At 71.4% G+C, this 20,547-nt stretch carries 20 protein-coding genes; 18 read left to right on the top strand and 2 right to left on the bottom strand.

The features are described from left to right. Nucleotides 1-28 precede the first annotated feature (28 nt). Both Microterr_RS06225 and Microterr_RS06220 read left to right on the top strand, forming a co-directional pair. Nucleotides 29-1,591 carry a Rieske 2Fe-2S domain-containing protein gene (locus tag Microterr_RS06225; RefSeq protein WP_263795533.1) on the top strand — a complete coding sequence of 521 codons (1,563 nt, stop codon included), beginning with the start codon at nucleotides 29-31 and terminating at the stop codon, nucleotides 1,589-1,591. Between the two features lie 16 nt (nucleotides 1,592-1,607). After that, on the top strand, nucleotides 1,608-2,015 hold the full coding sequence (locus Microterr_RS06220) for a hypothetical protein (protein WP_263795535.1): 408 nt from the start codon (nucleotides 1,608-1,610) through the stop codon (nucleotides 2,013-2,015). A gap of 109 nt (nucleotides 2,016-2,124) precedes the next feature. Here Microterr_RS06220 and Microterr_RS06215 read toward each other — a convergent pair whose 3' ends face one another. Then, nucleotides 2,125-2,946 carry a permease prefix domain 1-containing protein gene (locus Microterr_RS06215; protein ID WP_263795537.1) on the bottom strand — a complete coding sequence of 274 codons (822 nt, stop codon included), beginning with the start codon at nucleotides 2,944-2,946 and terminating at the stop codon, nucleotides 2,125-2,127. Next, nucleotides 2,928-3,266, bottom strand: coding sequence for a PadR family transcriptional regulator (locus tag Microterr_RS06210; protein WP_263795538.1), 339 nt, complete (start codon nucleotides 3,264-3,266; stop codon nucleotides 2,928-2,930). The genes Microterr_RS06215 and Microterr_RS06210 overlap by 19 nt, the downstream gene beginning before the upstream one ends. A 131-nt stretch (nucleotides 3,267-3,397) precedes the next feature. On the opposite strand from Microterr_RS06210, the gene pyrR reads away from it, so the two are divergent. The 16 genes from pyrR to Microterr_RS06130 all read left to right on the top strand — a co-directional run bounded on the left by pyrR (nucleotide 3,398) and on the right by Microterr_RS06130 (nucleotide 20,517). Continuing rightward, entirely contained in the window at nucleotides 3,398-3,928 is a 531-nt protein-coding gene (pyrR, locus tag Microterr_RS06205; protein ID WP_263795540.1) for a bifunctional pyr operon transcriptional regulator/uracil phosphoribosyltransferase PyrR, read from the top strand. Then, a complete protein-coding gene (locus tag Microterr_RS06200) occupies nucleotides 3,925-4,905 on the top strand; it encodes an aspartate carbamoyltransferase catalytic subunit (protein WP_263795541.1) in 981 nt (326 codons plus the stop codon). The genes pyrR and Microterr_RS06200 overlap by 4 nt, the downstream gene beginning before the upstream one ends. Beyond that, nucleotides 4,902-6,212 (top strand): dihydroorotase, encoded by a 1,311-nt coding sequence (locus Microterr_RS06195; protein ID WP_263795543.1) that lies wholly within the window; start codon nucleotides 4,902-4,904, stop codon nucleotides 6,210-6,212. The genes Microterr_RS06200 and Microterr_RS06195 overlap by 4 nt, the downstream gene beginning before the upstream one ends. Then, complete coding sequence (locus tag Microterr_RS06190; RefSeq protein ID WP_263795544.1) at nucleotides 6,209-6,712, top strand: PH-like domain-containing protein; 504 nt, start codon at nucleotides 6,209-6,211, stop codon at nucleotides 6,710-6,712. Before Microterr_RS06195 ends, Microterr_RS06190 begins: the two co-directional genes overlap by 4 nt. After that, on the top strand, nucleotides 6,709-7,860 hold the full coding sequence (carA, locus tag Microterr_RS06185) for a glutamine-hydrolyzing carbamoyl-phosphate synthase small subunit (protein ID WP_263795545.1): 1,152 nt from the start codon (nucleotides 6,709-6,711) through the stop codon (nucleotides 7,858-7,860). The genes Microterr_RS06190 and carA overlap by 4 nt, the downstream gene beginning before the upstream one ends. Then, a complete protein-coding gene (gene carB / locus Microterr_RS06180) occupies nucleotides 7,860-11,165 on the top strand; it encodes a carbamoyl-phosphate synthase large subunit (protein ID WP_263795546.1) in 3,306 nt (1,101 codons plus the stop codon). Before carA ends, carB begins: the two co-directional genes overlap by 1 nt. After that, nucleotides 11,162-12,037 (top strand): orotidine-5'-phosphate decarboxylase, encoded by an 876-nt coding sequence (gene pyrF, locus Microterr_RS06175; protein WP_263795548.1) that lies wholly within the window; start codon nucleotides 11,162-11,164, stop codon nucleotides 12,035-12,037. The genes carB and pyrF overlap by 4 nt, the downstream gene beginning before the upstream one ends. Continuing rightward, nucleotides 12,030-12,926 (top strand): guanylate kinase, encoded by an 897-nt coding sequence (gmk, locus tag Microterr_RS06170; protein ID WP_263795549.1) that lies wholly within the window; start codon nucleotides 12,030-12,032, stop codon nucleotides 12,924-12,926. The genes pyrF and gmk overlap by 8 nt, the downstream gene beginning before the upstream one ends. A 71-nt stretch (nucleotides 12,927-12,997) precedes the next feature. Then, nucleotides 12,998-13,252, top strand: a complete 255-nt coding sequence (rpoZ, locus tag Microterr_RS06165; RefSeq protein WP_263795550.1) for a DNA-directed RNA polymerase subunit omega — start codon at nucleotides 12,998-13,000, stop codon at nucleotides 13,250-13,252. 117 nt (nucleotides 13,253-13,369) lie between these two features. Continuing rightward, complete coding sequence (gene metK, locus Microterr_RS06160) at nucleotides 13,370-14,563, top strand: methionine adenosyltransferase (protein ID WP_263795551.1); 1,194 nt, start codon at nucleotides 13,370-13,372, stop codon at nucleotides 14,561-14,563. A 30-nt stretch (nucleotides 14,564-14,593) separates the two neighbouring features. Continuing rightward, on the top strand, nucleotides 14,594-16,570 hold the full coding sequence (locus Microterr_RS06155) for a primosomal protein N' family DNA-binding protein (protein WP_263795552.1): 1,977 nt from the start codon (nucleotides 14,594-14,596) through the stop codon (nucleotides 16,568-16,570). Nucleotides 16,571-16,578: 8 nt separating this feature from the next. Continuing rightward, nucleotides 16,579-17,502, top strand: coding sequence for a methionyl-tRNA formyltransferase (fmt, locus tag Microterr_RS06150; protein ID WP_263795554.1), 924 nt, complete (start codon nucleotides 16,579-16,581; stop codon nucleotides 17,500-17,502). Next, nucleotides 17,499-18,872 (top strand): RsmB/NOP family class I SAM-dependent RNA methyltransferase, encoded by a 1,374-nt coding sequence (locus Microterr_RS06145; RefSeq protein WP_263795555.1) that lies wholly within the window; start codon nucleotides 17,499-17,501, stop codon nucleotides 18,870-18,872. Before fmt ends, Microterr_RS06145 begins: the two co-directional genes overlap by 4 nt. Nucleotides 18,873-18,898: 26 nt before the next feature. Then, nucleotides 18,899-19,486 carry a DUF3060 domain-containing protein gene (locus Microterr_RS06140; protein WP_263795556.1) on the top strand — a complete coding sequence of 196 codons (588 nt, stop codon included), beginning with the start codon at nucleotides 18,899-18,901 and terminating at the stop codon, nucleotides 19,484-19,486. Between the two features lie 29 nt (nucleotides 19,487-19,515). Continuing rightward, nucleotides 19,516-20,187 carry a ribulose-phosphate 3-epimerase gene (gene rpe, locus Microterr_RS06135; RefSeq protein ID WP_263795557.1) on the top strand — a complete coding sequence of 224 codons (672 nt, stop codon included), beginning with the start codon at nucleotides 19,516-19,518 and terminating at the stop codon, nucleotides 20,185-20,187. 66 nt (nucleotides 20,188-20,253) lie between these two features. Further along, nucleotides 20,254-20,517 carry a phosphoribosyl-ATP diphosphatase gene (locus Microterr_RS06130; RefSeq protein ID WP_263795558.1) on the top strand — a complete coding sequence of 88 codons (264 nt, stop codon included), beginning with the start codon at nucleotides 20,254-20,256 and terminating at the stop codon, nucleotides 20,515-20,517. Nucleotides 20,518-20,547: the final 30 nt, after the last annotated feature.

Raw genomic sequence — 20,547 nt, 5'->3', positions numbered from 1 at the left:
TCGTCTCCGCTCTACACGGGAGGTTTTCATGCGGATAACGGGCCTCGGCCACGCCGGGATGTTCATCGAGACGGCGGGCGGCAGCATCCTCTGCGACCCCGTCATCGGCCCGACGTTCTTCGGATCGTGGTTCCCCTTCCCCGACAACCGCGGCCTCGACTGGGAGCGGTTCGGCAAGGCGGACTTCCTCTACATCTCACACCGCCACCGCGACCACTTCGACCCCGCCCTGATGCACCGGCATGTGCCGAAGGACATCACGGTGCTCCTGCCGGAGTACCCGACCGACGAGCTCGAGACCGACCTGCGCAGCCTCGGCTACGAGAACATCGTGCACACGCAGGCGGGCGTTCCGCTGGAGTTCGGCGCGCTGAAGGTGATGGTGACGCCGCTGCGCGCGCCCAGCGACGGGCCGATCGGCGACTCGTCGCTCAGCGTCGACGACGGCACCGCCAGCATCCTGAACCAGAACGACTCGCACCCCCTCGACCTCGAGAAGCTGCTGTCGTTCGCCAAGCCGGAGGCGTACTTCACCCAGGTGTCCGGGGCGATCTGGTGGCCCATGGTCTACGACCTGCCGCAGGACGCCAAGCAGAACTTCGCCAAGCTCAAGCGCGACGCGCAGAACAAGCGCGCGATGTACTACATCGACAAGGTGGACGCCGAGCACGTGTTCCCCATGGCCGGCCCGCCGATGTTCCTGCGCGAGGAGCTGTTCCGCTACAACGGCCAAGGGCAGGACGGCGACGCGATCTTCACCGACCAGCGCGAGTTCCTGGCACACATGAAGCAGCTGCGTCCTGAGCAGAAGGGCTACGAGTTCCTGCCCGGCACGGTCGTCGAGCTGAACCACGGCGAGCTCACGGTGACGCAGACGCTCTACACGCAGGCCGAGATCGATCGGATCTTCGACGACAAGTGGTCGTATCTCGCGGAGCAGCGCGACTCGCGCCAGGACGAGATCCGCGCCGAGGAGGCGTCGCGCGCGCCGGTGCTGCCGCCGGTGGAGATGCTCGCCGCGATCAAGGAGTGGTGGGAGCCCCTGCTGCGCCGCGCCCGCACGATCCGCAACGGCGTGGGCGGCATGGTGCGGTTCCGCATCGGCGAGCTCGACATGGTCGTGGACTTCCCGAAGGCGAAGGTGCGCGAGTACGCGGGGGAGGAGTGCATCTACTGGTACACGATCCCCGCCGATCTGGTCTCGACCAACATCCGCGACCACGAGATCGACTGGTCGAACTCGATCTTCCTGTCGATGCAGTTCCAGGTGGGGCGCAGCGGCAAGTTCAACGAGTTCCTCACCACCTTCCTCAAGTGCCTCTCGCGCGACCGCATCGAGTACGTCGAGAACTGGTACGCGGAGCAGACCGATCAGACCGAGGACGCCCAGCTCGGCGACTGGGTGGTCCAGCGCCGGTGCCCGCACCTTCGGGCCGACCTCACGAAGACGGGGAAGATCGAGGACGGCGTCCTCACCTGCTCGCTGCATGACTGGAAGTGGGACCTCGCGACAGGGAAGTGCCTCACCAGCCAGGGTCACCCGATCAGGGCGGGCCGGGTCGAGGAGGACGCGGACACCGCCGCGGCCTGAGCGGCGCGGCCCGCCGATGCGACGACGCCTCGACCCGCTGCACGTCGTGGACGTGTTCGTCTACGTCGTCGTCCTGAACCTCGCCGTCGAGTACGTCCCCGGCATCATCACCGAGACCTTCACCCTGTCGCTGCTCACCGCGGTGCTCCTCAAGCTCGTGCTCGAGGTGGTGCTGGCGGTCAAGACGCGGGTGCTCGCCCGCATCCGCACCGCCGCGACGGGGCTCCGCAGGGCGGTGTCGATCGTGATGCTCGTGCTGATCCTGCCCGGCAGCAAGCTGCTGGTCCTGTGGCTCGAGGATCTCGTCTTCGGGGATGCTGTGAGCCTCGGCGGCTTCTTCGCCGTCACCCTGCTCATCGTCACCCTCATGCTGGCCAGGCTCGGCGTCCGGCGGCTGCTCGCACCCGCGCGCCCCTCATCCTGACCCTCCACCCGCGAGAAACCACTTTTGGGCTGAGACATCGCGCGTCGCGTGGTGTCTCAGCCCGAAAGCGGTTTTTCAGGTCATACGTCTCCTGGTCGGATGCGGTGGGTCAGGCGATCGCAGCGCGGGAGTGCGCCACGCGCCGCACGAGACGGACGGCGAGGTCGACCAGTCCGGCCGCCAGGATCAGCGCCATGCCGCTGAACACCGCCCATCCGAGCAGGTCGGTGCCCGTGCTCGCCTCGAGGAAGCCCTCCACGAGGTTCGAGAGCACCGCGAGGACGGCGAAGACCGGCATCGTCACGATGAGCACGAGCGCGAAGGCGCGCGAGCCCGCGTGCGTCCGCCAGGCGCGGACCATCGTCCAGGTGACCGCCACCGCCAGCAGCGGGATCCAGATCGCGACGACCCAGGAGAGCACCAGCGAGGCCACGACCGCGGCGGCGCCGATGGACGCGATCGCGACGGTCGATCCGTCGAACTGGCCGGTGGCACGCAGGTTCACGCCGATCAGCGCCGCGACCGTGGCCAGAACGGCCAGGGCGATCACGACCGACGAGACGAGATACCGCTCCTGGGTCCAGCCGCCGAGGCCTTCGGTCATCCCGAAGAAGGCGGCGACGGCCGCCGCGATCCAGAGCACGCCGGCCACCGCGGCGACGGCGCCGAGGTGGCGCGAGAAGAACAGGGGCATGAAGTTTCCTTTCGATGGGACTGCGGTGATGAGGGAGGCCACAAGGCGCGGCTCCCCGAAGCGTGCGAGCGCGCGTCGCTGCGCGGTCGCACTGTCGATACCGAGCGACTCGAGTCGCTCGGCCGCGGAGTGGAGATGGTCGGCGACCTCGTCGACGAGGTCGTCGCGATCCCGCCGCGAGCGGACGGAACGCCCGAAGGCGTCGAGGTAGCGGTCGATCAGGCCGTCTGCGGCCATGGGTTCCTCCTGAGGACGGATTCGACGGCGTCGACGAACTCGCGCCATCCCTCGCGCTGCTCGACGAGCCGAGCGGCGCCTGTCGCGGTGAGCCGGTAGAGCTTCCGGCGCCGGCCGGAAGCCTCGGACCACTCGTGCTCGAGCAGGCCCGCCCGCTCCAGCCGGTGGAGCACGGGGTAGACCGTGCCCTCGGCGAGATCGAACGAGCCCTCGCTCCGATCGCGCAGCCGCTCGATGACCCCGTATCCGTGGATCGGGCCGGCCGACACGACGGCGAGCACGAGCAGATCCAGATGGCCCTTGAGCGATTCCGCGTTCATACCTAGGGATGCTAGGCCTAGCGTGCCTAGGTGTCAAGCATCCGTTCGCCGAGCACGCTGCGCGAACGCTAGGCTGGGTGTTCGACAGCAACCTTTAACCCCGTCCTGTGAGGCGGAGAAGGGAGCGGCGGATGAGCACGCGCACCGTGCTGCATGCGGCCGACATCACCAGGGCCCTGACTCGGATCTCGCACGAGATCCTCGAGTCCAATCGTGGGCCCGACGACCTGGTCCTCCTCGGGATCCCGACGCGCGGCGTCGCCCTGGCCGAGCGGATCGGGGCCCTGATCGCCGAATTCGGCGGGCGCAGCGTCCCGATCGGGGCGCTCGACGTCACGATGTACCGCGACGACCTGCACCGCAACCCGACGCGGACGCCGCAGCCGACGCAGATCCCGCCTGGCGGCATCGACGGCAAGGTCGTCGTGCTCGTGGACGACGTGCTGTTCTCCGGGCGCAGCATCCGCGCCGCGCTGGACGCGCTCCAGGACATCGGCCGCCCCGCGGCCGTGCGCCTGGCGACGCTGGTCGACCGCGGTCACCGCGAACTCCCGATCCGCCCCGACTTCGTGGGCAAGAACCTCCCCAGCGCCCGAGACGAGCGCGTGAACGTGCGCCTGACCGAGGTCGACGGCGACGAGGGGGTGACGATCGGCTCATGAGGCATCTCCTGGACACCCAGACGCTCGGACGCGCCGATGCGATCCGCATCCTCGACGTCGCCGAGGACATGGCCGACACGCAGCAGCGCGAGGTCAGGAAGCTGCCGACCCTGCGCGGCAAGACCGTGGTGAACCTGTTCTTCGAGGACTCCACGCGCACCCGCATCTCGTTCGAGGCGGCCGCCAAGCGCCTCTCGGCGGACGTCATCAACTTCTCCGCGAAGGGTTCCAGCGTCTCGAAGGGCGAGTCGCTGCAGGACACCGCGCAGACGCTGCAGGCGATGGGGGCGGATGCCGTCGTCATCCGCCACGGCGCCTCCGGCGCACCGCTCACCCTCGCCACCAGCGGCTGGATCACCGCGGGTGTCGTCAACGCGGGGGACGGCACCCACGAGCACCCGACCCAGGCGCTGCTGGATGCCTTCACGATCCGCAAGCGCACCTTCGGCGCCGACAGCCGCGGGCGCGACCTCGCCGGCGTGAAGGTGACGATCGTCGGCGACGTGCTGCACTCGCGCGTGGCCCGCTCGAACGTGTGGCTGCTGGCGACGCTCGGGGCCGAGGTCACTCTGGTCGCCCCGCCGACCCTGGTGCCGCAGGACGTGTCGGGGTGGCCCGCGACGATCCTCTACGACCTCGACGAGGCGATCGCGCAGCGTCCGGACGCCCTCATGATGCTGCGCATCCAGCTGGAGCGCATGAATGCGGCGTATTTCCCGACTGAACGGGAGTATTCCCGACGCTGGGGCCTCGACCCGCAGCGGTTGTCCGCTCTCGGAGCCGGTAGCATGGTGATGCACCCTGGCCCGATGAACCGCGGCCTGGAGATCTCCGCAGAAGCCGCCGATTCGGCGCGCGCGACGGTGCTCGAGCAGGTCGCCAACGGAGTCTCGGTGCGCATGGCTGTGCTGTACCTGCTGCTGGCGGGCGAGCAAGCAGGCACCGACAGCGACAATCAGAGGGAGGCGAGCCGATGAGCCAGGTCCACCTTCTCCGGGGAGCACGACTGAACGGCGGCGACGCGGCCGACATCCTGATCGCGGACGGCGCCATCGCCGAGGTCGGCACCGGCCTCAGCCGAGCCGGCGCCACCGTGATCGACGCCGACGGACTGATCGCCCTGCCCGGCCTCGTCGACCTGCACACGCACCTGCGCGAACCCGGCTACGAGGCGTCCGAGACGATCCTCACCGGATCGCGGGCCGCCGCCGCCGGCGGCTACACCGCGGTGTTCGCGATGCCGAACACCTCGCCCGTCGCCGACACCGCAGGCGTCGTCGAGCAGGAGCTCGCGCTCGGGGAGGCCGCCGGCTACGTCACGGTGCAGCCCATCGGCGCCGTCACGGTCGGACAGAAGGGCGAGCGGCTCGCCGAGCTCGGCGCGATGGCCTCATCCCGCGCCCGCGTGCGCGTCTTCAGCGACGACGGCTTCTGCGTCTGGGACCCGCTCATCATGCGCAGGGCGCTCGAGTACGTGAAGGCGTTCGACGGCGTCGTGGCGCAGCACGCGCAGGACCCGCGGCTCACCGAGGGCGCCCAGCTCAACGAGGGCGCCGTGTCGGCCGAACTGGGACTGACCGGCTGGCCCGCCGTGGCGGAGGAGTCCATCATCGCCCGCGACGTGCTGCTCGCCGAGCACGTCGGCTCGCGGCTGCACGTGTGCCACCTGTCCACCGCGGGCTCGGTCGACATCATCCGCTGGGCCAAGAAGCGCGGCATCGCGGTGACCGCCGAGGTCACGCCGCACCACCTGCTCCTCACCGACGAGCTCGCCCGCGGCTACGACGCGCGGTTCAAGGTCAACCCGCCGCTGCGCCGCGCCGAGGACGTGCAGGCCGTCCGCGAGGGCCTCGCCGACGGCACGATCGACATCGTGGCGACCGACCACGCTCCGCACCCCGCCGAGGCGAAGGCGTGCGAGTGGCAGGCGGCGGCGAACGGCATGGTCGGGCTCGAGAGCGCGCTGCGCGTCGTGCAGGAGTCGATGGTCGACACCGGCCTGCTCGGCTGGGACGACGTCGCCAGGGTCATGTCGCAGGCGCCCGCGCAGATCGGACGCCTCGCCGGCCACGGCACGCCGCTGGCGGCGGGGGAGTCCGCGTCGCTGACGCTCTACGACCCGCGGCCCTCGCGCACCTTCTCGACCGGCGACCTGCGCGGTCGCAGCGTCAACTCGCCCTACCTCGGCAGGGAGCTGCCGGGCGAGGTGCGCTGGACCTTCTACCGCGGCGCCGCGACGGTCGCCGACGGCGCCCTGCTCGAGACGCCGGGGGTGCACGCGTGACGCAGGAAGCCGCACTGCTCGTCATGATCGGCGCGGCGGTGCTGATCCTCGGCCTGATCGCCTTCGGCTGGTGGCGGCGCACCCGGCGCGACCGCGGCCTGACCGCCCCGGTCGGGGAGCTCGCCGCCGATGCCACGACCCTCGGCGTCTTCCCGGCGCTGTACGTCGCCACCACCCGCCACGGCGAGCCGCTCGAGCGTCTCGCGATCCGCGGCCTCGGCTTCCGGTCCCGCGCCGACGTCACCGTGACCACGGCGGGCGTCGCACTGGACCTCACCGGCCGGCCGCGCGTCGTGATCGGCCGCGACGCGATCGTCGAGGTCGCCCAGGCGACAGTCGCCATCGACCGTGTGGTCGAGCGCGACGGACTCGTGCGCCTGACCTGGCGCATCGACCCCGCCACCACCGTGGATTCGTACCTCCGGCCGCAGGACGCCTCGGCCCGTGCCCTGAGCGACGCCATCGGGGCCCTCACCACATCGACAGGAAGCGACGCATGAACGCGCTGTTCACCAGAGACCCTGCTGTCCTCGTGCTCGAGGACGGCACCCGTCACACCGGCCGCGCCTACGGCGCCCGGGGGACCACCCTCGGCGAGGTCGTCTTCGCCACCGGCATGACCGGCTACCAGGAGACGCTGACCGACCCCTCGTACGCGGGTCAGATCGTCCTGCAGACCGCGCCGCACATCGGCAACACCGGCATGAACGGCGAGGATGTCGAGTCCCGCCGCATCTGGGTGGCCGGCTACATCGTGCGCGATCCTTCCCGCGTCGTCTCGAACTGGCGCTCGGAGAACTCCCTCGACGAAGCCCTCGAGACCGACGGCATCGTCGGCATCAGCGGCATCGACACCCGGTCGGTGACCCGCCACATCCGTGCGGCCGGCAGCATGCGCGGCGGCGTCTTCTCGGGGGATGCTGCGTCCATCGACCCCGACGAGCAGCTGCGCCTGGTGCGTGAGGCACCCCAGATGGCCGGGCTCAACCTGTCCGCCCAGGTGTCCGTCTCCACCGCCGAGGTCACCCCCGCGACCGGCGAGCGCCTCGGCAACCTGGCCGTGCTCGACCTCGGCGTCAAGCAGGCGACCGTGCTCAACCTGGCGGCCCGCGGCTTCGACGTCCACGTGCTGCCGCAGAGCGCGACGATCGACGACATCCGCGGGATCGACCCGGTCGGCGTCTTCTACTCCAACGGCCCCGGCGACCCCGCCGCCTCCGACGATCACGTCGCCCTCCTGCGCTCCGTGCTCGATGAGAAGCTGCCGTTCTTCGGCATCTGCTTCGGCAACCAGCTGCTCGGCCGCGCCCTGGGGTTCGGCACCTACAAGCTCCCGTTCGGCCACCGCGGCATCAACCAGCCTGTGCTGGACAAGCAGACCGGCCGTGTCGAGATCACCGCGCACAACCACGGGTTCGCCGTGGACGCGCCGACCGAGGGCGTCGTGGACAGCCCGGCCGGCTACGGCCGCGTCGAGGTCAGCCACGTCGGCCTCAACGACAACGTCGTGGAGGGCCTGCGCGCCCTCGACCTGCCTGCCTTCTCGGTGCAGTACCACCCCGAGGCGGCCGCCGGTCCGCACGATGCCAACTACCTCTTCGACCGGTTCCGCGACCTGGTCGTCTCCAGCAAGAAGGACAACGACTGATGCCCAAGCGCGACGACATCACGAGCGTCCTCGTCATCGGATCCGGACCGATCGTCATCGGCCAGGCGTGCGAGTTCGACTACTCGGGCACCCAGGCGTGCCGCGTGCTGCGCGAGGAGGGCGTGCGCGTCATCCTCGTCAACTCGAACCCCGCGACGATCATGACCGACCCGGACTTCGCCGACGCGACCTACATCGAGCCGATCACCTGGCAGGTCATCGAGACGATCATCGCCAAGGAGCGCCCTGACGCGATCCTCCCGACGCTCGGCGGCCAGACGGCCCTCAACGCGGCGATCGACCTGCACAAGAACGGCATCCTCGAGAAGTACGACATCGAGCTGATCGGCGCGAACTTCGAGGCGATCAACAAGGGCGAGGACCGCCAGATCTTCAAGCAGCTGGTGCTCGACTCCGGCGCGGACGTCGCCGACAGCCGCATCTGCCACACGATGGACGAGGTGCTCGCCGGCGCGGCGGAGCTCGGATACCCCCTCGTGGTGCGCCCGTCGTTCACGATGGGCGGCCTCGGCTCGGGCTTCGCGTACGACGAGACCGACCTGCGTCGCATCGCCGGCGCCGGTCTGCACGATTCGCCGACCAGCGAGGTGCTCCTGGAGGAGTCGATCCTCGGCTGGAAGGAGTACGAGCTCGAGCTCATGCGCGACACCGCGGACAACACGGTCGTGGTCTGCTCGATCGAGAACGTCGACCCGGTCGGCGTGCACACCGGCGACTCGATCACGGTGGCGCCCGCGCTGACCCTCACCGACCGCGAGTACCAGAAGCTGCGCGACATCGGCATCGACATCATCCGCGCCGTGGGCGTGGACACCGGCGGCTGCAACATCCAGTTCGCGGTCGACCCCGCGACGGGTCGCATCATCGTCATCGAGATGAACCCGCGCGTGTCGCGGTCTTCGGCGCTCGCATCGAAGGCCACCGGCTTCCCGATCGCGAAGATCGCCGCGAAGCTCGCGATCGGCTATCGCCTCGACGAGATCCCCAACGACATCACCAAGGTCACCCCGGCGAGCTTCGAGCCGACGCTCGACTACGTCGTGGTGAAGGTGCCGCGGTTCAACTTCGAGAAGTTCCCCGCAGCCGATGTCACGCTCACCACCACCATGAAGTCGGTCGGCGAGGCGATGGCCATCGGCCGCAACTACGCCACGGCGCTGCAGAAGGCGCTGCGCTCGCTCGAGAAGCGCGGGTCGAGCTTCCACTGGGCCGAGCAGACGCTGTCGGTCGAGGAGCTCCTCGAGATCGCCCGGACGCCCACCGACGGACGCATCATCGCGGTGCAGCAGGCGCTGCGCCTCGGCGCGACCGTCGAGCAGCTGTTCGAGGCCACGAAGATCGATCCGTGGTTCCTCGACCAGATCGTGCTCATCAACGAGGTGGCCGAGTTCGTCCGCACCGCGCCCGAGCTGGACGCCCACACCCTCCGCGTCGCGAAGGAGCACGGCTTCAGCGACGCCCAGATCGCCCAGCTCAGGGGGATCCCCGAGGCCGAGACGCGCAGCATCCGCCACGCCTTCGGCCTGCGTCCCGTCTACAAGACGGTCGACACCTGCGCCGGGGAGTTCCCCGCGCTGACGCCCTACCACTACTCGAGCTACGATTCCGAGACCGAGGTGACGCCGTCCGAGCGCACCAAGGTCGTCATCATCGGCTCCGGCCCGAACCGCATCGGCCAGGGCGTCGAGTTCGACTACTCGTGCGTGCACGCGTCGTTCGCGCTCTCGGACGCCGGGTTCGAGACCGTGATGGTGAACTGCAACCCCGAGACCGTCTCCACCGACTACGACACGTCGGACCGCCTCTACTTCGAGCCGCTCACGCTCGAGGACGTGCTCGAGGTGCTGCACGCCGAGTCGCAGTCCGGCGACATCCTCGGCGTGGTGTGCCAGCTCGGCGGCCAGACGCCGCTCGGACTGGCGAAGGGCATCGAAGACGCCGGCTACACGATCCTCGGCACGAGCCCCGCGGCGATCGACCTGGCGGAGGAGCGCGAGCTGTTCTCGCGCCTCCTCGACGACGCCGGACTCGTGGCACCCCGCAGCGGCACCGCGACCGACGTCGACGGCGCGGTCGCGATCGCGGAGGAGATCGGCTACCCGGTGCTCGTGCGCCCGAGCTTCGTGCTCGGCGGCCGCGGCATGGAGATCGTCTACGACACCGCCAGCCTGCGCGACTACTTCGTCCGCGTCGCCGATCAGGCCATCATCGGCCCCGGTGCGCCGCTGCTCGTCGACCGCTTCCTCGACGACGCGATCGAGATCGACGTCGACGCGCTCTTCGACGGCGCCGAGCTGTACATCGGCGGCGTGATGGAGCACCTCGAGGAGGCCGGCATCCACTCGGGCGACTCCAGCTGCACGCTGCCGCCCATCTCGCTCGGCCGCACCGACATCGACCGCGTGCGCACCGCCACCCGGGCGATCGCCGAGCGCGTCGGCGTCCGCGGCCTCCTGAACGTGCAGTTCGCGATCAGCGCCGGCGTGCTCTACGTCATCGAGGCGAACCCCCGTGCCTCGCGGACCGTGCCCTTCGTCTCGAAGGCGCTCGGCATCCCGCTGGCGAAGGCCGCCGCCCGCATCATGTCGGGCTCGACGATCGCCCAGCTCAAGGACGAAGGCCTGCTGCCTGCGCAGGACGGCTCGCGTGTGCCGCTGGACGCACCCGTCGCCGTCAAGGAGGCCGTGCTGCCCTTCAAGCGCTTCCGCACCAAGGACGGCCGGATGGTCGACTCGGTGCTCGGCCCGGAGATGCGCTCGACGGGCGAGGTCATGGGCATCGACCGCGACTTCCCGACGGCGTTCGCCAAGAGCCAGGAAGCCGCATACGGCGGCATGCCGCTCGAGGGCACCGTCTTCATCTCGGTCGCCGACGACGACAAGCGCGCCGTGATCCTGCCGGCCCACCGCCTCCAGGAGCTCGGCTTCACGCTCGTGGCCACCGAGGGCACCGCCGAGATCCTCGCCCGCAACGGCATCGCCGTGACCGTGGTGAACAAGTACTCCGAGACGCAGGCCAGCGGTGAGACCAACATCGTCGACCTGATCAACGCCGGCGAGATCGACATGATCGTGAACACCCCGTCCGGGGGCATGGCCCGCGCGGACGGCTACGAGATCCGCGCTGCGGCCGTCGCGGCCGACAAGGCGCTGTTCACCACGATGGCCGTGCTCGGCGCCGCGGTCAGCGCGCTCCCCGTGCTGCGCGAGGGCTTCGACGTGAAGAGCCTGCAGGAGTACGCCGCCATCCGCCAGGCCCGGGAACCGCAGGCTGGTCGCGCGTGACGGTCTCTGATCCGGTCGGAGGTTTCGGCACCCGTCTGCGCGCCCGTCTCGACGAGTTCGGGCCGCTGTGCGTCGGCATCGACCCCCACGAGCACCTGCTCGCCGAGTGGGGGATGGATGCGTCGGCCGCCGGCGTGCGCGAGTTCGGCCTGCGGGTGGTCGAGGCCGCCGCCGGCCGGGTCGCGGTCGTCAAGCCGCAGGTGTCGTTCTTCGAGCGGTTCGGCTCGGCCGGCTTCGCTGCGCTCGAGGAGATCCTCGCCGCGGCCCGCGCCGCGGACCTGCTGGTCGTCGCCGACGCCAAGCGCGGCGACATCGGCACCACGATGGACGGCTACGCGGCCGCGTGGCTGACCCCCGGCGCACCGCTCGAGGCGGACGCCCTGACGGTGAGCCCCTACCTCGGCCCCGATTCCCTGCGCGGCACCATCGCCCACGCCATGCGCGCGGGGAAAGGGCTGTTCGTGCTGGCCGCCACCTCGAACCCGGAGGGCTTCGGACTGCAGTCCGCCGAGGTCACGATCGCCGAGGCCCAGCGCGGTCAGACGGTGGCCGACTGGGTGACGCACGGCGTCGCCTGGGCGAACGGCCGCGCCGCGTTCGGTGAGGGGCTCGGATCGATCGGACTCGTCGTGGGCGCGACCGTCGACCGCGAGGCGGTCGGGCTCACCGACGCCGCCCTGCGCGGCGCGCCGATCCTGGCGCCGGGCTTCGGGGCGCAGGGCGCCCGGCCGGCCGATCTCGCGCGCATCTTCGGGTCGCACGCCCCCAACGTCCTCGCGAGCGAGAGCCGCAGCATCCTCTCGGCGGGTCCTGACGGTCTCGTCGACGCCATCCACATCAGCCAGAACGAGTACAGGAGCACCCGTGCCTGACGCTCAGCGTCCCCCCGAGGTCGATCGGGTCGCGGCTTCCCGTCGCGCCGTCGCCGCCCGCCGCGCCCGCGCGGCCGTCAAGAAGGATGTCGCCATGCGCGTCATCACCCCCCAGGAGCTGCTGCGCCGCGCCTGGGCCGACCCCGAGTCGCCGGCCGCCGCGATGCGCGTCACCGAGTTCCTCACCGCGATCCCCGCGATCGGCGAGGGCAAGCGCGACCGCCTGCTCGCCGAGCTCGCGATCTCCCCGGTCAAGCGGCTGGGCGGACTCGGCTCGCGCCAGCGCACCGCGCTGCAGGGGTTCCTGGACGGCCGCTGGCCGGAGCAGGGTCCGCGCGCGGGCCGCAGTCGCCTGATCGTGCTGGCCGGGCCGACCGCCGTCGGCAAGGGCACGGTCGCCGCGCACATCAAGGAGCACCACCCCGAGATCCACCTGTCGGTGTCGGCGACCACCCGCGCGCCGCGGCCGGGCGAGGTCGACGGCGAGCACTACTTCTTCGTCGACGACGCGGAGTTCGACCGCCTCATCGCAGACGGCGAGCTGCTCGAGCACGCCACCGTGCACAACCGCTTCCGCTACGGCACGCCGCGGCGTCCGATCGAGGAGGCCCTCGCCGCGGGCAGGACGGTGCTGCTGGAGATCGACCTGCAGGGCGCCCGCCAGGTGCGAGCCGCCGAGCCGAAGGCGACCCTCGTGTTCCTGCTCCCGCCCAGCTGGGACGAACTCGTGCAGCGGCTCGTCGGCCGCGGCACGGAGGACGAGGAGGAGCGCGCCAGGCGCCTGCGCACCGCGAAGACCGAGCTGGCCGCCCAGAACGAGTTCGACTACCGGGTCGTGAACGACGACATCGCCCGCGCAGCGGGCGAGGTCGCCTCGCTGACCCCCTGATAGACTGCAGGGATGCCCAGCGGATGCTGTGGCTGCCCGACTTTTCCATCGCTTGACCAGGAGGTCCATCCATGGCCGCACGCACCCAGGGCATTATCGACCCGCCCATCGACAGCCTGCTCGAGAAGGTCGACTCCAAGTACCAGCTCGTGATCTACGCATCCAAGCGCGCGCGTCAGATCAACGACTACTACTCCGACCTTCACGAGGGCAACCTCTTCGACAACGTCGGCCCGCTCGTCGACTCCAGCGTCGAGGACAAGCCGCTGACGATCGCGATGCACGAGATCCACGAGGACAAGCTGCGCCTGCGCGCCGCCGAGTAATCCTCCTCCCCAACGGCCGGCCCGCTGCGAGGTATGACGCCCTGAGGCGTTCTACCCCCGGCGTGTCGGCCGTTGCGGGCATACTGTGACCGGTTTCCCACCCCACCTGGAGCATCGATGAGCGACCTTCGCCTGTTCACCTCGGAGTCCGTCACCGAAGGTCACCCCGACAAGATCTGCGACCAGATCTCCGACAGCATCCTCGATGCCATCCTCACGGAAGACCCGCACGGGCGCGTCGCCGTCGAGACCCTCGTGACGACCGGTCTCGTCCACGTCGCCGGCGAGGTCTCCACGAGCGCGTACGTCGAGATCCCCGCCATCGTGCGCGGCGTCGTCAACCGCATCGGGTACACCTCGTCGGAGACCGGCTTCGACGGCGACTCCTGCGGGGTCAGCGTCTCGATCGGCGCGCAGTCCTCCGACATCGCGGCCGGCGTCGACAAGGCGTTCGAGCGTCGCGAGGGCGGCTCGGTCGACCCGCGCGACGAGCAGGGTGCCGGCGACCAGGGCATCATGTTCGGCTACGCCACCAACGAGACGCCCGAGCTCATGCCGATGGCGATCTGGACGGCCCATCGCATCGCCGAGCGCCTCACCGAGGTGCGGCGCGACGGCAGCCTGCCGTTCCTGCGACCGGACGGCAAGACGCAGGTCACCCTGGGCTACGACGGGTCGGTCCCGAAGACGGTCGAATCCGTCGTGCTGTCCACCCAGCACCAGCCCGACATCTCGCAGAAGGCGCTGCGCGCGGCGGTCAAGGCCGAGGTCATCGACCCGGTGCTCGAGCGCACAGGTCTCGAGCTGCCCGATGTGAGCTACTACATCAACCCGGCCGGGCCGTTCGTCATCGGCGGCCCCAAGGGCGACGCCGGGCTCACCGGCCGCAAGATCATCATCGACACCTACGGCGGCGCCTCCCGTCACGGCGGCGGCGCCTTCAGCGGCAAGGACCCGTCGAAGGTCGACCGCTCGGCCGCGTACGCCATGCGGTGGGTCGCGAAGAACGCCGTGGCCGCCGGGCTCGCCGACCGCCTCGAGGTGCAGGTCGCCTACGCGATCGGCAAGGCGAAGCCGGTGGGCCTGTACGTCGAGAGCTTCGGCACAGGGCACGTCGCCGACGAGGTCATCACCGCCGCGATCCGCGAGGTCTTCGACCTGCGCCCGAAGGCGATCATCGACCAGCTCGACCTGCTCCGCCCCATCTACGCGCAGACCGCCGCGTACGGCCACTTCGGCCGCGAGCTGCCCGACTTCACGTGGGAGCGCACCGACCGCGCGGACGACCTGCGCGCCGCCGCCGGACTCTGACGTGACGGCAGGCAGGCGCCGAGGCGAGTCGTGACGACGCTGCTGGTCGCGCGGGTGCTCGTCGACTCGCCGCTGCCGCAGCTGGATCGCCTGTTCGACTACGCCGTCCCCGACGCGCTCGCGGGCGAGGTGGCGCCGGGGGTGCGCGTGCGGGTGCCGCTGCGCACGGCCGGCCGCATGGTCGACGGCTACCTCGTCGAACTCGCCCAGGTCGAGCCGCCGGAGCGTCCGCTGTCCGACCTCGACGCGGTCGTCTCGCCGGTGCCGGTGCTCACGCCGTCGCTGTACGCGCTGGCGCGCCGGGCGGCCGACCGGGCGGCCGGATCGGCGAGCGACATCCTCCGGGTCGCGATCCCGAAGCGCATGGTGCGGGCCGAGAAGGCGTGGCTCGCCGGCGGCGGGGCCGAGTCGGTGCAGGTGGCGGCGGCATCCGGCTCCTGGTCGGCCGGCGTCCTGGCCGATTTCCCTGGACTCGACGACGCGCTCGCGGCGGGGGAGCGGGTCGCTCTGGATGCGCCGCCGTTCCCCGTGCAGCCGCTGGAGGGCGTCGACGTCGGCGCCTGGACCGAGCTGCTGGCCGCCGCAGCCGTCCGCACCCTCGCCAACGGCCGCAGCGCGGTGATCGTCGTCCCCGACCACCGTGATCAGGCGCAGCTAGAGCTCGTGCTCGCCGCACATGTGCCCGCCGGCGCCCTCGTGCGGGTGGACGCCAGGCAGAGCTCACCCGACCGGTACGGCGCGTACCTGCGGATGCTCGCCGACGAGCCGTGCGTCGTCGTCGGCAACCGCTCCGCCGTGTACGCCCCCGTGCACGCCCCAGGACTCATCGCACTGTGGGACGACGGCGATCCGCTGCTGTCCGAGCCGCTCAGCCCCGGGGTGCACGCCCGTGACGCCGCCCTGCTGCGACAGGAGGCCGACCGCTGCGCGCTGCTGTTCGCCGGCCACACCCGCACCAGCGACGTCGAGCGACTCGTCGCCGTCGGATGGGTGCGCGACCTTCCGGCCGCCCGGCGAGCCACCCCGCGGGTCGTGCTCAGCGCGACGCGCGAGGGAGAGTCGCGCGGTGCCCGCGTCCCGTCCGCCGCCTTCGCCGCCGCCCGCGAGGCCCTGCAGGACGGCCCCGTGCTCGTGCAGGTGTCCCGGCCGGGATTCGCGCCGGTGCTGGTGTGCGGCGAGTGCCGTCGACCCGCGCGCTGCGCCCACTGCTCGGGGCCGCTGCGGGCACGACGGCGCGGCGCGGTGCCCGAGTGCACGTGGTGCGGCCGCTCGGCACCGGGGTGGACCTGCCCGCACTGCGCGTCCGACCGGTTCCGCATGGCATCGTCCGGCAGCGAGCGCACCGCCGAGGAGCTCGGCCGCGCCTTCCCGGGCGTGCGCATCATCGTGGCCGACGGCGACCATCCCGTCAGCCACGTGGACGCCCGTCCCGCCCTCGTCGTCGCGACCCGCGGCGCGGAGCCGATCGCCGTGGGCGGATACCGCGCGGTGATCCTGCTCGACGGCGACCGGATGCTGCAGGCCGAGGATCTGCGCGTCGGCGAATCGTGTCTGCGCTGGTGGTCCAACGCCGCAGCCCTCGCCGCACCGGGCGCGCCCGTGCACCTGGTCGGCGTCGCCGGCCCTGTCGCCAGGGCGCTGGCGACCTGGACCCACGCCGCGTATGCCCGCGCCGAGCTCGCCGACCGTGCGCCGCTGCGGATGCCCCCGACCGTGCGGGTGGCCGCCCTCAGCGGCGACCGGCCGGCGGTCGACGCCGCGCTCACCGCACTGCGCACGGCCGTGCCCGCGCTCGACGCCGAGGCCGTGCTCGGACCGATGGCCGCAGACGAGGGCGTGCGCGCCCTCGTGCGGTTCGACTACGCGCAGGGCACGGCTGCCACCGAGAGCCTGCGCGCCTCGGTGATCGCCGAGGCGCTGCGTTCCCGCAAGGCGCCGAAGGGGCGCCCGGCCCGCCCGCGCAATACACTCAGGGTGCGGGTCGACGTACCCGATCTCGACCTGTGAAGGACTCCATGCGCCTCGTCTTCGCCGGCACACCAGAGGCGGCCGTTCCGTCGCTGCGCCGACTGCTCGCCTCCGACCACGAGGTCGCTGCGGTCATCTCGCGCACCGACGCCCCGCAGGGGCGCAAGCGCGTGCTGACCCCGTCCGCCGTCGCCGCGGCGGCCGACGCGGCGGGTGTGCCGGTCATCAAGGCCGACCGGCTCGACGCCGCGACCACCGCGCAGATCGCCGCCCTGGCGCCCGATCTGGGCGTCATCGTCGCGTACGGCGGGCTGGTGCGCGAGCCGCTGCTGTCGGCGCCCGTGCACGGCTGGATCAACCTGCACTTCTCGCTGCTGCCGCAGTGGCGCGGTGCCGCCCCCGTGCAGCGCGCGCTGATCGCGGGCGATCCGGTCCTGGGCGCGAGCGTGTTCCAGCTGGTCGCCGAGCTCGACGCCGGTGATGTGTTCGCCGAGCGCGAGGTGGCCGTGCCCGACACGGCGACGGCGGGGGAGGCGCTGCAGCTCCTCGCCGCAGCGGGCGCAGAGCTGCTTGCCGAGGTCGTCGACGCCATCGCCGCCGGCACCGCGACCGCCCGCCCGCAGGAGGGCGACGCCACCTATGCCCATAAGCTCACGGACGCCGACGGGCGCATCGGTTGGGACCAGCCGCGGGCAGCGGTGCTCTCGCACCTCCGCGGCGTCACGCCCGAGCCCGGCGCCCACACGATGCTGGACGGCGCGCGCGTGAAGGTGCACGAGGCCGCCGCCGCCCCGGACGACGCGCCCGTGCTCGGAGCCGGTGAGGCCGGACTCCACGGCAGGCGGATGCTGGTCGGCACGGCCGACGCGCCGGTCGAACTGGTGCGGGTCCAGCCGGCGGGCAAGCCGGCCATGGCCGCCGCGGACTGGTGGCGCGGCCTTCGCATCGAGAGCGCGGTGTTCGAGCGATGAGCGGCGCGAGCCCCGCCCGCCAGGTCGCGTTCGACACGATCAGGGCCGTCCACGAATCCGACGCGTACGCCAATCTGCTCCTGCCGCGCGCCCTCGCCCGGGCCGGACTGTCCACCGCGGACGCGGCGCTCACGACCGAGCTCACCTACGGCACACTGCGCCGGCAGGGCACCTACGACGCCGTCATCGGCCTGGCGGCCGACCGCAGCATCCACGACATCGATCCGCCGGTGCTCGACGCGCTGCGCCTCGGCGTGCACCAGCTGCTGTCGACCAGGGTGGCATCCCACGCCGCCGTCAACGAGTCGGTCGAACTCGCCAGGTCAGCGGGGGGCCGCGGGGCCGCCGGCTTCGCGAACGCCGTGCTGCGCCGCGTGGCGCGCGACACGCCGGGCGACTGGATCACCCATATCGAGCAGAGCGCGCGCTCGGACGACGAGCGACTGGGGCTGACCACGTCGCACCCGGTGTGGGTCGTGCGCGCGTTCCGCCGTGCTCTCGCCGCGGAGGGACGCGCGGACGAGCTGCACGCCCTGCTCGCCGCTGACAACGCATCGCCGCGCGTGACCATGGCCGCGCTGCCGGGTATCGCCGAGGTCCCCGATGGTGCACGGCGCACGCCGTTCTCGCCCGTCGGGTTCCGTCTCGAGGGCGGCGACCCGGAGGGGCTCATCACGTCGTCCGGCGGCACACTGCGGGTCCAGGACGAAGGGTCCCAGCTCGCCGCGCTCGCCCTCACCCGTGCCGTCCCCGTCAGGGCGGGGGAGCGGTGGCTCGATCTGTGTGCAGGACCGGGCGGCAAGACCGCCGTGCTGGCGGCCGAGGCGCTCGCCCACGGAGCGATCCTGGAGGCGAACGAGGTCTCCCCGGCCAGGGCCGGCCTCGTGAGGCAGGCCATCGCGGGGGTGCCGCTGAGGGTCGAGGTCTCGGAGCAGGACGGGCGCGTGCGCGCGGCCGCGTCGCCGGACGCGTACGACCGCATCCTCGTCGATGCCCCCTGCACCGGCCTCGGTGCGCTGCGCCGTCGTCCGGAGGCCCGGTGGCGGAAGGCGCCGACCGATGTGCCCGAGCTCACCGCGCTGCAGGGCGATCTGCTGCGCGCGGCGTTCACCGGACTGCGACCGGGCGGCATCGTGGCCTACGTGACATGCTCGCCGCACCTGGCGGAGACCGCATCGGTGGTCGCGGATCTGCGCCGTGAGGTGGGCGACCAGATCGAAGAGCTCGATGCCCGCGCCGTCATCCGGTCGGTGTCCCACTCCGAGCCCGATCTGCCGGAGCCGGCCGACGGCTCGGGCCGCGCGCAGCTGTGGCCGCACCGGCACAACACCGACGCGATGTCCATCACCCTGCTGCGCAAGCGCGCCTGATCCCGGTCGCGAGTAGATTCGCAGACATGAGCCGGTTCGCCACGTCATCCTCGATCGTCCTCGTCACCGGTCTCCTGGCGCTCGCGCTCAGCGGATGCGTGCCCGGCATCGGGCCGGGCTCCCGCGCCACGGTCGTCCCCTCGTCGGGAGGCGACGCGGCGAGCGCTCAGCCGAGCGACGATCCGAGCACCGAGCCCAGCACGGTGCCGTCCGAGTCGGCGACCGGCGACGCCCTCATCGACTGCGACACCACCGCCGACGTCCGGCTGAACGAGCCGGGCCGCGAATTCACGCTCACCGGCGCCTGCGAGAGCGTCACCATCGAGGGCCAGGACATCGAGGTCGATGCCGCCGACATCGGCACGCTCGTGATCCGCGGCGGCCGCAACAGCGTCGACGCCGTCTCGATCACGCTCGTGACGATCAGCGGCACCGACAACAGCATCGAGGCGTCCGGGATCGAGGCCGTCGAGATCAGCGGCGAGCGCAACGAGATCGACGTCGACGGACTCCTCGGCTCCCTCACGATCAGCGGCAACAACAACGAGGTCGACGCGGACGCCCTCACCGACCAGACCGTGTCGGGCGACCGCAACGAGGTCACCGTCGGCTGAGCCGCATCCCGGCTCGACATAATGAAGCGGTGACCGACAGCATCCGGATCAACCCCAGCATCCTCGCCGCCGACTTCGCCAACATGCAGGCCGAACTCGCCCGCATCGCCGCGGCCGACTTCGTGCACGTCGACGTGATGGACAACCACTTCGTGCCGAACCTGACGTTCGGACCGCAGATGGTCGGGCGCATCCAGGACACCAGCCCGATCCCGCTGGATGTGCACCTGATGATCGACGAGCCGGAGCGCTGGGCACCCGCTTACGCCGAACTGGGCGCCGCGTCGGTGACGTTCCATCTCGAGGCATCGTCGGAGCCGGTCGCGCTGGCGCGCCGGCTGCGCGCGATCGGCGCACGCGCCGGGGTGGCCGTGAAGCCGGGGACGCAGGTGGAGGGGCTGCTCGACGTGCTCGATGAGTTCGACCAGATTCTGGTGATGACGGTCGAGCCCGGCTTCGGCGGTCAGTCGTTCATGCCCGAGACCATGCCCAAGCTGCGGCTGCTCGCCGATGAGGCACGGCGTCGCGGCTCCGCCGTCTGGCTGCAGGTCGACGGCGGGATCGCCGAATCCACGATCGCGCAGGCGGCCGCCGCCGGCGCGGACACCTTCGTGGCCGGCTCGGCCGTGTTCGGCGCGCAGGACCCCGACGCCGCCATCGCTGGGCTGCGGTTCGCCGCCGCCCAGCACCACGTGCACTGACTCCCGCGCGTCCGGCCCGCGGACACACGGCGTCCGCCGTCGGCCCAGGCCCGGTAGCCTGTCAGGGTGAAGACGTTCGACTCGCTGTTCGCCGAGCTCACCGCCACCGCGGCCACGCGCCCGGAAGGATCGGGGACCGTCGCTCAGCTCGACGCGGGCGTGCACGCGATCGGCAAGAAGGTCGTCGAAGAGGCCGCCGAGGTGTGGATGGCCGCGGAGTTCCAGTCGAACGACGAGGCCGCCGAGGAGATCTCGCAGCTGCTCTACCACCTCCAGGTGATGATGCTCGCGAAGGGCCTGACCCTCGAGGATGTCTACCGACATCTGTGAGCGCGCCCCCGCCGACCCGCCCACGACCTG

The sequence above is a fragment of the Microbacterium terricola genome (assembly GCF_027943945.1).
Lineage (GTDB): Bacteria > Actinomycetota > Actinomycetes > Actinomycetales > Microbacteriaceae > Microbacterium > Microbacterium terricola.
Note: the sequence above shows the minus strand (reverse complement) of the source record. Positions and strands in the feature narration are given on the sequence as shown.